Source organism: Protofrankia symbiont of Coriaria ruscifolia (assembly GCF_900634745.1).
Classification (GTDB): domain Bacteria; phylum Actinomycetota; class Actinomycetes; order Frankiales; family Frankiaceae; genus Protofrankia; species Protofrankia californiensis.
Genome location: NZ_CAAAFR010000186.1, coordinates 1 through 11,233, shown reverse-complemented (window position 1 = coordinate 11,233; position 11,233 = coordinate 1). Strand labels below are relative to the sequence as shown.

General features: G+C 69.7%; 7 protein-coding genes and 1 pseudogene. 7 read left to right on the top strand and 1 reads right to left on the bottom strand.

All coding sequences use genetic code 11. The features are described from left to right. The 5 genes and pseudogenes from CV1CTNOD_RS25090 to CV1CTNOD_RS21710 all read left to right on the top strand — a co-directional run. Positions 1 to 1,917 (top strand): annotated as a pseudogene (locus CV1CTNOD_RS25090) (hypothetical protein); the annotation flags it as partial. Beyond that, the gene (locus CV1CTNOD_RS21725; RefSeq protein ID WP_131787821.1) at positions 1,914 to 3,773 is read left to right on the top strand and encodes an RAMP superfamily CRISPR-associated protein; all 1,860 of its coding nucleotides are present in this window, start codon (positions 1,914 to 1,916) and stop codon (positions 3,771 to 3,773) included. The pseudogene CV1CTNOD_RS25090 and the gene CV1CTNOD_RS21725, both read left to right, overlap by 4 nt. Continuing rightward, positions 3,770 to 4,504, top strand: coding sequence for a type III-D CRISPR-associated protein Csx19 (csx19, locus tag CV1CTNOD_RS21720; RefSeq protein WP_131787820.1), 735 nt, complete (start codon positions 3,770 to 3,772; stop codon positions 4,502 to 4,504). The genes CV1CTNOD_RS21725 and csx19 overlap by 4 nt, the downstream gene beginning before the upstream one ends. Then, the gene (locus tag CV1CTNOD_RS21715; RefSeq protein ID WP_131787819.1) at positions 4,501 to 7,392 is read left to right on the top strand and encodes a TIGR03986 family type III CRISPR-associated RAMP protein; all 2,892 of its coding nucleotides are present in this window, start codon (positions 4,501 to 4,503) and stop codon (positions 7,390 to 7,392) included. Before csx19 ends, CV1CTNOD_RS21715 begins: the two co-directional genes overlap by 4 nt. Positions 7,393 to 7,778: 386 nt before the next feature. Then, complete coding sequence (locus tag CV1CTNOD_RS21710) at positions 7,779 to 8,342, top strand: hypothetical protein (RefSeq protein WP_131787818.1); 564 nt, start codon at positions 7,779 to 7,781, stop codon at positions 8,340 to 8,342. Positions 8,343 to 8,384: 42 nt separating this feature from the next. Here the strand turns inward: CV1CTNOD_RS21710 and CV1CTNOD_RS21705 are convergent, their stop codons facing one another. Beyond that, on the bottom strand, positions 8,385 to 9,611 hold the full coding sequence (locus CV1CTNOD_RS21705; protein ID WP_131787817.1) for a hypothetical protein: 1,227 nt from the start codon (positions 9,609 to 9,611) through the stop codon (positions 8,385 to 8,387). A 604-nt stretch (positions 9,612 to 10,215) separates the two neighbouring features. Between CV1CTNOD_RS21705 and CV1CTNOD_RS25935 the strand changes: the two genes are divergently transcribed. Together CV1CTNOD_RS25935 and CV1CTNOD_RS27995 are read left to right on the top strand one after the other, a co-directional pair. Next, positions 10,216 to 10,401, top strand: coding sequence for an AAA family ATPase (locus CV1CTNOD_RS25935; RefSeq protein WP_207386593.1), 186 nt, complete (start codon positions 10,216 to 10,218; stop codon positions 10,399 to 10,401). After that, a complete protein-coding gene (locus CV1CTNOD_RS27995; RefSeq protein ID WP_207386592.1) occupies positions 10,382 to 10,843 on the top strand; it encodes a DUF4143 domain-containing protein in 462 nt (153 codons plus the stop codon). The genes CV1CTNOD_RS25935 and CV1CTNOD_RS27995 overlap by 20 nt, the downstream gene beginning before the upstream one ends. Positions 10,844 to 11,233 lie beyond the last annotated feature (390 nt).

The following is an 11,233-nucleotide window of genomic DNA, read 5'->3' as shown; positions in this document are numbered from 1 at the left end:
GCCCGGGCGCGGGCCGCGGCACCGACGCAGCCGACGCTGCCGACGCTGCCGACGCTGCCGACGCTCGACAGCGTTGCCGAATGGCTGCGGGCACGCGACGGGGTCGCTCCGCCCGTCCCCCGCCCGTTCGAGAGAACGACGATCTCGCGCAGTCCCGACCGTCCCGGCAGCCCCGGCTGGGAGGTCATCACGTTACGGATGCACCTCGAGACGCCGCTGATCGTGCAGGAACGCACCATCGGCAACGCCGTACGGTCGCTGGACTTCGTACCCGGGTCGATACTGCTGCCCGCGGTCCTACGGCGACTGGCCGAGGTCGACGGGTGGGATCCCGACTCGCTCGCCCGTGCCGGTCATCTCGTCGTGACCAACGCGACCGTCGATGTGGACGGCGAGCGAGGCCGGCCGCTGCCCCGGACCTGGTTCCACGCGAAAGATGACGAGGAGCGGACCGCGGCGGTCAACCGGCTGGTCGAGGTGCCCCGGGAACCGGGCGCCGCGGCCAGACCGTACAAGAACACCTATGTCGGCGCGTCACCTCCGCCCCCGGGGCCCGCGCCGGACGACTCGAACCCGCTCGCAATCACCATCCGCGAAAGTCATCTGACGATCCACACCCACAACGTCATCGACGACAAGCGGCAGAGACCAACCTCGGACGTGGTCGGCCTCTACACCTACGAGGCGATTGCCGCGAGGTCGGTGCTGCGGGCGGAGGTCCGCGTACGCGCCGGGCTGCTACCCGATGGCGCCGACACCGCGCTTGCCGGCACGTGGGCAGTCGGGCGGTCCGCCAAGGACGACTACGGGCAGGTCACCGTGACCGTCGAGGGCTCTCCGGCACCGTGGGCGGCGCCGGATGCGGAGGCCTCCGGAGCGGACACCGAACAGACGATCACCGTATGGCTGCTGTCGGACGTCCTGCTCCGGGACAAGCGGCTGCGCCCGTCGACCGACCTCCGCGAGTTCGCCGGCCAGCTCGGCGCCAGGCTGGGGGTGGCCCTCGCCCTCCGGGAAGCCCGTATCCCTGGGCCTCTGGAGGGCCAAAGGCTGCGCGATCATGTTCTTTCCGCGCAGCCGGAGGCCCATATCCCCGGACAACTGACGGACCGGGTGACGGCGACCCGGCGGGTCGAGTCGTGGCAGCGGGGCTGGTGCCTTCCCCGCCCGACCCTGCTGGGGCTTGCCGCGGGCAGCGTCCTGACCTTCACCGCGAGCGGACGCCCGTCGCGCGAGAACCTGGGCCAGGTGCTGGCCGCCGGCATCGGCGAACGCACCGCCGAGGGGTTCGGTCAGATCGCCGTCGACGACCCGCTGCTGCGGACACGTCCGGGCACACTGCAGAAGTACCCGCCATCGGGCGACAGGAGGCAGGCGCCGTTCGTCCCGCCGAGGGATCGGGCCGCGTACGCGACAGCGCAGGTTATCGAGCGGGAAGCGTGGCGGGCGCACATCCAGCGCGCTGCGGCGGCGGTTGCCGCAACGGCCGAGGGGCGCAAGAAGGCCCTCGGGCTCGCCCACACCGGCAAGGACGAGGTCACGCCGACCCAGCTCGGTGGACTGCGCGACGTCCTGGCCCGGCTGGGGGAGGAGGACGAGATCGGCTACTGGCTGGACCGGCTGTCCGATCGCTGGCCCCAGACGGTGTGTCAGCAGGTCAGGCGGCTCCTGACGAGCCGTGCCGAGGTCTGGAGCCTGCTGGGTCTAGGTCCGCTCGGCGACGCCGGCGGGGCTCGTGAGCTGACGGTGACCGACGGTGGCGCCGACCGGCTCCGGGCCGACACCGAGCTGTGGGCGGAAGCGGTCCGCACGCTCGTCACGAGCTGTCTGACCGCGCACCGCCGGGCGGTGGCCGGTGACGGTGACGGTCCGCCGGCCACGGAGCACGACCGGATACACGAAGGGGTGAGGGCATGACCAGGTCGAACACCGAAACCGGATCGGGATCGGGATCGGCCCCGGACGCCGGCATGCGGGCCGGGCGTCCGATGGTGCGCCGGCTGCGGGTCCGCGGCTGGCTGCGGCTGGAAACGCCGCTGCACGTCGGGGGTGTCGGCGGCGACCCGTCCGTCGACCTGGCGCTGGCCGTGGACGGGCTGTCGCGGCTGTATGTGCCGGGCACGAGCCTCGCGGGAGCGCTGCGCGCCTTCGCCGGACGGTCGATCGCCGACAGGCTGGTCCTTGACGGGATCTGGGGCAGCGTCCCGCAGAAGAACGACCGGCAGGGCAACTCGAAGCGGGACGCCGACAACGGCTCCGACAACGGCTCCAACAACGGCTCGACGAGCCGGGTCGTCGTGTATGACGGCCTGGTCACGACCGGCGCCGATCCCGGCGCCCCGCTGCCGCGGTCACGGGTCGAGGCCCGCTCGGGCATCGGCATCGACCGGGTGCTGGGAACCGTCGCCCACGGCTTTCTCTACGGGCGGGCGGTGCTCCCGCGCGGCGCCCACCTGCGCCTTGAGATCGACCTGGAGTCCCCGTACGGCGACCGGGACGCCGACCCGGCCACGGCGATGCTCGGCACGCTGCTGCTCGCGCTCGCGGGGGGCCGGGTCCGGCTCGGCGCGGCCCGGACCCGCGGTCTCGGTTCCGTCGTCCTGGCCGGCGAGCCGGAGATCGTGGAGCAACGCTTCGACAGCCTGGACGGGCTGCTCGGCTCCCTCGGCCTGCTGCCGACCGCGGCAACCGCTCCACTGACAGCGGCAGGTCTCGGCGGCGAGAACCCGGACACCGATCTACTCAGGGTGAACATCGCCTGGCGTCCCGCATCCCCGGTGATGGTGCGCTCCGGGGCGGACGGGTTCGCGATCGACGCGCTTCCGCTGACCAGCGGGATCGGTGACGACGAGGTGGCGCTCGTCCTGCCCGGAAGTTCGATCAAGGGTGTGCTGCGGTCGCACGCGGAGCGCATCGAGCGGACCGCCCGCTCACGGGACGCCGCCCATCCACTCGACGTACCGGCCGGGCCACGGCGGTCGGCACGGTTCCGGGAACAGCTCGATGATCTTGGGGCGGTGAGTGCCCTGTTCGGTTCCGCCGGCACGACCGCGGGCGGGACCGAAGCCGGCAACTCGGACGGCAACTCGGACGGCAACTCAGCCGGCGATGAAAACAGCAATGGGGACGGCGTGCGGGCACGCCGCGGCATCGGGGCGCTCGGCGCGGACGACTGCTACTCGAAGCAGGCCATCCCCCGTGGCCTCTGGCGCGCGGTGAACGGCGCCCACGTCAAGGGCCTGACCGAGGAGCCCGAAAACCGTCCGAAGCGCTCGGGGGAGAAACCCCGGGCGTATCTGCCACCGAAGGTCCGGTCCACGCTCAAGAAGCTTCACATGGACCAGGCCGACCATGTCGCCATCGACCGGTGGACGGGCGGCGCCGCGGACAAGCGCCTCTACAGCACCCTCGAACCGCACCACGTCGACTGGCAGGACCTGAGCCTGACCGTGGACCTGCGACGGCTGAGCCGGTTCGACGCCAGCCCCACGGGCTCCGATGGCGGCGAAGGCGGGAGCCTGGCACGGCCGGCGCTCGCGCTGCTGCTCCTCGTCCTCCGGGACCTGGCGGCCGGACGGATACGGCTCGGCCACGGTGTGAACCGCGGCCACGGCGACATCGCCGTGCAATCGATCAGAATCAGCGGCTTTCCGGGGATCTCCGACACTCCGCATGATCTCGACGCGCTGCTACGGGAGCCGGCGGTCGTCGCCTACACCCGGAGCTGGCAGGACTACCTCGACAAGGACCATGTAGACGGGAGCCGGGCATGACAGCCCACACCGCCACGACTCTGCGCTCCGCCGGGTCGACGGGCATCTCGCTGCCCGAGGCGATCCGCCGGGCCGACCTCGGCGACGCCGTGGCGCTGCTGGCGAGCGCGAAGAAATACACCGTGGCCCGGCTGTCCGGCGGCCGGCTGTCCGTGCCCGGCAAGGGCTCGTTCGCGGACGGGGCCGGCGTCGCAGGCACGTCCACCGAGCGGGCGTTGCCGCTGTCGACGTCGGGGCCCGATGCCGTGTTCGAGGCGCGGATCTTCAACAAGGATGCGGAGCTGCGGTGGCTGCACGAGGGTGACGGCCTTGGCACGGCCGTGGTCCTGTCGGAGTCACCGGACATCTGCCGGCCGCTCGGCGAGTTCCTCGACCCGCTGTACGCCGTCGAACAGATCGACAACAGATACCTGCTGTGGGGTCGGCCGTTGCGCTCGCACGACTCGGGCGCCTCCACCGGTCCGCTCTCTACTGGGCCGCTCTCTACTGGGCCGTTGTGGGTGCGCCTGGCCGAGGCACGGATCGGCCTTCTGGACGTGCCGGTGTCGCGGGCGCCCCGTGAGAACGAGTGCGTCTTCCTGCGGACCGTCGAGTACGTGACGACCGAGCCCGAGCACGGCAACGCCTATGTCGCCGAGGAACGGCTCGTCGAGCTGTTCCTCGCACCGCCCGAACAGTCCAAAGCCGCGGGCAGTCCACAGCCCGACCGTCTCCCGGAGGCGACCCGATGAGCAGCCGCTTCGGCGTTCTGAACTGGAAGACCACCCCGGACGGCGCCCGCAGGCTCGTCATCATCGAGGACAGCGGGGGCGAGCGGCGCTTCGACCGCCGCTTCCTCGACCCGGCGCTGGCCGCGTTGGGCGACGACGACCTGGCCGGCCGGTCCGTCGAGTTCGACTGGACGGGCGGGCGGGCCAAGCGCATCCGGGACAAGGGTGCCGCGGCGACGGCGGCGCCCGGGGCTGTCGAGACCGGGCCGGCGCCGACCGGATCAGCGCCGGCTGCCGCTTCCACCCCGCCGTCGGGGCCGCGTCCGAGCCACCCCGCGTCATCCCCACGAGCGACCCGTCAACCCCCGCGCCACATGGCGCCGGCGCGTCCGTCCCGGCACGCGGCGGGGGGCCGGCAGACGAGTACCGCCGGCGTCCCGCGGGACACGCGTTACCGCCCGCCCGAGCCGCTGAACGCGTTCATCAACCCGTACGGGTTCGTCCCTGCGCCACAACGCGACGAGCGGCACCAGACCCTCGGCGACGTGAACGACCCGGCGGACCGCCACCGCCTGCCCGGTCACGACCGGCTCCGGGAGGACCGCTGGTCGGGCACGATCGGCGTCACCCTCACGGTGGGCACGCCCCTGCTGCTCCTGGACACTCCCCGTGTCGAGCGCGACGAGAAAACCTGGCACGCCACCTATCCGGTGCTGGAACGGAAGGTGACCACGCCGGACGGTCGGAAGGAGCGCAAGCCACACCTGCCGCCGACGGCGGTGAAGGGCATGCTGCGCAGCGCCTACGAGGCGGTGACCAACTCCCGGTTCGGGGTGTTCACCGGCCATGACGGCCGGCTGGGCTACCGGATGGCGGCTGGGGAGGGGTTCAAGTCCATCCCGGCGCGGGTGATCGGCGACGGCGACACCGCCGAGATCGAACTACTGCCCGGAACGACACCCGTAGGCAGCCTGGGCCGCGGGAGCCGCCAGGGCCCACCCATGCACGCGGCCTGGCTGCCGAGCTACTGGACGTCAGCCGGCTCGAAAAACGTCCGCGCCCCCGACCAGGCCGACTTCAACATCGTGATGCCGGACGGCTCACGGCTCAGGCACGGCACGCCTGTCCGGGCGCGTATCCAGCTCGTCCAACATCATCAGTGGAACCGCCGCGAGAACAGGCACGAACCCGACTTCCAGCTCTGGTGGGTCCGCTCGCTCGCCGAGCCCGGTCAGGAACCGGGGCACGCACAGTTGCGGACGTCGAAGCAGCGGCAGGCATCATGGTACGAGCCGATCGGCCGGGAGAAGGTGGTCGACGGCTGGGTGTGCGTCACCAACCGGAACATCGACCGCAAGCACGACGAGCGGGTCTTCTTCTTCGACACCGACGACGACCTGCGGGAGACGTACCCGCTCGACAAGCGGCTGCGGGGTATCTGGTGCGACATCATCCACGGCTACGCGGCGGCACACCGCCCCGGTGAGGTCAAGCAGAAGAAACCGGATGACGACAGCAGGGACGACATCCAGAAAGGCGGCTGGAGCAGGCATCTGGAGCGCTCCGAGTCCGCGGACAGACTCACCGACGGTGACCTGATCTACGTCCGGTTGGATGCCCGCGGTGAGATCGACAGCCTGTATCCGGTGACGATCGCGCGGGAGCTGTTCAGCGTCCCGCCGAGCGTGCTGTTGCACCACTCCCTCCGGCCCGCGGACACGATCAGTGAGTTGTCCCCGGCGGACAGGGTGTTCGGCTGGGTCCGCACCGAGGACCGGGCCGTACCCGGCGGGGACGACCGTGCCGGCGCGTGGCTGGGCGGTGTGCGGGTCGGCCCGGTGGTCTGCGACCAGACATCGGACGCGCCGGCCGACAAGAAAAATCTTCCGCCGTCAGCCGGCGGGCCCGCCGTGGAGCGTTTCCAGGGCCGGGGGCTGCCGCTGGCGATCCTCGGCCAGCCCAAACCCGGTCAGGGCCGTTTCTACGTCGGCGCCGAGCGGAACGGCCATCCCGCACCGCTGCCGGCCGGTCTGCCCAAGGGGGACTGGTTCGTCTCCGCCGGGCGGATGCTGCGCGGGCGCAAGGTCTACCCGCATCATGCGGGCCTGCCCGACGGCTACTGGAAGGACCCGATAAAGGACCGCACCCAGAAGTTGGACGGCGGGCGTTACCAGGAGTACCGCCGGCCGCGAAATTCGACGGTGCCCGATGACAATCCGCGCGCGAACCCGTTGAACCGCGACGGGACGGCATTCGCCACGCTTGAGTCGGGCGGGGTGAAGGACGAGAACCGCGACGACCAGAACCGGTCGATCAACGGCTGGGTCCGGCCCGGCACGACGTTCACCTTCACCGTCGACGTCCGCAACCTCACCGCGGTCGAGCTGGGCGCGTTGCTGTGGCTGCTCGACCTGGGCGCCGGCCCGAGCAGCGACCCGGGCCGATTCCACCGGCTGGGACTGGGCAAACCGCTGGGTTTCGGCAGCGTCCGGCTCACCGTCGACCCGGCCCGGACGGACCTTCGCACGGGCGGGTCGTGGGCTGATTTCTACCGCTCGCTCACCCCGGAGGAACCCCCGTCGGACGGCTTTCCCGTGGCGGCCCGGGAAACCGTCGAAGAATTCCGGAAGGCGGTGGCTGGCGGCCAGCAGTTCGAGAAGGTCCCGCACATCAGGGCGTTCCTCGCCGCGGCCACGGGTGATCCGTCCACGCCCGTGCACTATCCCCGGGTCCGGCCGAACGGCCTGCGGGTCGACGTCCCGGTACCGCCCGATCCCCGGGGACGCTCGTTCGAGTGGTTCGTCCAGAACGAACAGCAGCAGGGCGGCCGCATCCAGGACGACCGCGGCGTCAGCCTGCCCGACCTCGGCGCCGGCCCCCTCCCCGTCCACCCCGAAAAGGACCGGTAGCGACGACCGCAGTGGCCGAGCGCCGGTCAAATAGTCATATATCTTCTTTCAATCAAGAAATTGAATGGGAAAACGGCTGCTGTCACAACTGTATGGTCCCTCAGTTTCATGATTCGACGACATTCGATCATTAATCCTTGGTCGGCTTTGGAACGAATCCGGCCGCTTGACCGACGCTCAGAGGACCAAAGGCGGCGCGATCATGTTTTTCTCGCGCCGCCGGAGAGCCAGGTCTCCGGGTCACCATACGGCCGCTGAAGAGCGGGATGGTGACGACGGTGGTGTCATGGGCTGATGGCCTTGGTCGGCCGCACCGGGGGCACCCGACAGGGAAGAGCACCATGGAGCGATTACGTAAAGTCATTGCCTGAAGGGAGGGATCGTCGGTGAACGCAAGCGAGAGTCGGTTGGCGGCGTTGGCCGGCATCCCGCTTGCCTCCCGGCATGTACAAGGCAGCTTCGGGCCGGTGACGCTCCGGCTCGCCGGGGCTCGTGCGGTGCTGGAACTCGACGACGGCCGCACTCCCCCGTTACGTCTGACCTGGACGGACGCACCGGACCAGGCAATAGGCCCCCGGGTCGCGGACCTGCTGCGCACCAGCGGCACGGCCGTGTTCGAACGACCCGGCCTGCTGCGGATCGCCGGCCGGAGGAAAATCACCGACCCGCCGTCGTCGACACCGGACACACCACAGTCCGTCCAGGTAACTACGGTCAGTGACGGCATCCGCCTTGAGATCGCCTCTTGGCCGGAACGCTCCCCAAGGGCCTGTGCTCCGCGGAACGCAGGCCCCGAAACGCCGGCACCGGAAACGGCTACGGCTACGGCTACGGCCCGCGACCCCGATGATCCCGTCCATCCCGTGACACGCGCTGTCGTGCTGACCCCCACGCAAGCGCATGATCTTGCGGATCTGCTGGAAGCATGGGCCGCCCTGCCGTCCGGATGACGGTCGGGTGCGTGACGGGCCTGACCGTGCTGTTCCTCGACATCACGCCGCCCGACCGTCAACCGCGCGAAGCAGAACGTCGACCCAGCGGACACCGGCCCCGACAACGAGGCCCACGAAACGGGCGGCCTCGGCTCGGGCCCGTTCCTCGTCCAACCGCAGATGTCGCCGGAAGAGCGCGACGATGTCGACCTTTCTGCCGTCCCCGGCGTCGATGATCACCTGGAGCAACCGGACCATGACGGGGTTCGGGCCGACACCACTGCCGACACCGACACCGACACCGCTGCCGCTGCCGCTGCCGCTGCCGCTGCCAACATCGTGCGCGCGTCCGCGGCCAGGGTTGAACGCCAGCTCGGCTATGATCGCGCTCCGCGCAACGTGCGCGTCCACCTCGGCCACGCAGGCGTCCTCGACGGACGGCACATGTTCGCCGGCGCACCCATGCCCGTCCGGATCGGTTGCGCCATGTGCTCCGGCAAGCGGTACGGCGACGGCTCGCTCGTAGAAGTCACGGTTGTACCGGCGCAGCAGCGCGAGCGACCGCTGGAGCCGCTCGTCGATCTCCCCCGTGGTGAGACCGAACTTCAGTTGCATGTCCGGCAGCGAGAACGGGTCGGTGATCTCGTCGCGGACGCCGAGCAGGAACTCGATGAGGATGTCCCGGTCGGCCGGGTCGACGCGCAGCGGCGCAGCCCACTCCGCCGAGCAGATCGCCACCTCCGGACGGGTCGGCAGGCCGCGCTCCGCGGCCGACTCCCGGCGTACGGTCGGAATGATCCGCTTGGACGTGGGGTAGTGGACGAGCTGCGCCCACACCGCCCGTAGCCAGTCCAGGTGCGGCGGGGTCCGCTCCCGGGGGGCGAAGTCACGCAGCATGGCGCCGAAAACGGGAACGTCCTGCCGCTCGGCCTCCGCCGAGGCGAAGTGCTCCCGGATGACAATCCATTCGCGGATCTCCTGGCCGGCGTTCGGACCGCTGGTGATCGTCGGCACCTGGCCGGCGAGCGCCTCACGCACCACCTGGTAGCCGCTCATGAGCCGGTCGGTCCACAGGTCCGTGCAGCGCCCGCAGAGCGGCCCGAGGATCTCGTCCGCGATGTCGAACATGGGTGGGCGCTCGGGCCGGCAGGCGCACGTACCGGGCTTGGCACGGTGGACGCCGCGGACGATCCGCATCCACAACGCCGGGCCGACAAGCTCGGTGTAGGCGGCAAAGGCTACTTCGTCGTTCTCATGCGCGATGTCGGCGATGGTCAGCGGATTCATCGGTCCTCCTGTGAAGGGCATGCCGAACCACGGACGGCACGGTGAGCAACAAACGCCATCTAGGCGTCACAGCACCCAGAGCTTCTGGGTGCTTCACAGGGGACCGGGATCGCAATGATCCTGGTCGTCGGCCGGACAACGCCCGACCTGGGCCGCAGACTGCATGTGCGGGCCGTCCCCGAAACGTACGGGAGGCAGGGAATACCTGTCAACACCGGCTCACACCTGGCGAATCGTCCCGATGGCCTGTCTCGCGGACCACAGCCACGCGGATCACAGCCTCCTGCCCCCGAGCCGTTCGACGCCGGGAACCCACGTCCGATCTTCACCTATCCCCCTATGCGCCTTCGGGCCGCCGGCAGCGCGAAAAAGATCATTGTGCTGCCGGTCACCCTGGCCATCCGCCTGCCAACGGAGAACAGATCAGACTAGGGGACACTGTGGCACAGGGCACAGCAGGGTATCCGTAACAGGTACGAACGAGGCATCGGCGTACGTAGAGCGACGACACGGAACGCCGACGAGGCCGGACCCCCTGAACCAGCTATACGATCATGGTGCTTGCGAAACGATCGCAGAGGAGTACCTCTCGGTCTTCCACGTCGTGATCCTCAACGCCCCCCGGCAGTCGGGCAAGACCACACTGCTGCGGCACATGCGGGACCGCCACGGCGGTACCCTCCTCACCCTCGACGACGAGCAGACCCTTCAGGCCGCGACCAGCGACCCGGTCGCCTTCACCGGTAGCGGCTCGGAGCCACGGTTCATCGATGAGGTTCAGCGAGGTTGAGACGCCCTGGTCAGGGCGGTCAAGGCCGAGGTCGACGCGGCACCGCGCCCAGGCCGGTCGCGCCGTCCTGCGGCCCGCTGACAGAGACCTTCATCTAGAGACCTTCATCGTCAACGAACTGGCCAAACAGGCCACCTGGAGCGACAGCTCGGTGCGCCTCCACCACTGGCGGGTCAGCGGTGGCGCCGAAGTCGACATCGTCCTGGAACGCAACGACGGCCAGATCGTCGCCATCGAATGCAAGGCGGCCGATACCGTCACCGGCGACGACTTCCGCGGCATGGCCGTCCTTCACGGCCTTCTCGGCCCCCAGTTCGTCCACGGCATTGTCCTACACACCGGACGGCAAGGAGCCCTTCGCTTCGGCGACCGCATGGTATCCCTACCGATAGCCGCCCTGTGGGAAACGACTCCGAGGCCGCCTGGTTCGCTGCTGGGATGATGCCCGGGGAGAACGACCCAGCCATGATGACCCCGCATGTCGCGTTTGTACAGAAGCCAGGTGACTTCGTCGACCCGGAGAAGCCCAGGCCCGGGGACCTCCCACCCACACACAGCTGATGATCCACACCCAAAATACGCCGAATTCCGACGTCAACCTTCCACTTTCCGCAGCCCACACAGAACAAATGCCGACACACGCAGGGTCGATGTTTCAATCCGACTCGGAAAGTTCCTGCTGTGCGACTGCAGTGGGAGCCGCAGCCCCCGCCGTCCCGGACGTTTCAATCCGACTCGGAAAGTTCCTGCTGTGCGACAGCCGCAATCCGAGACGCTGGGGGTCATCCCAGGGCTGCGGGAAGGTTGCGCAGAGTTTCGATCAGCTGCGTTA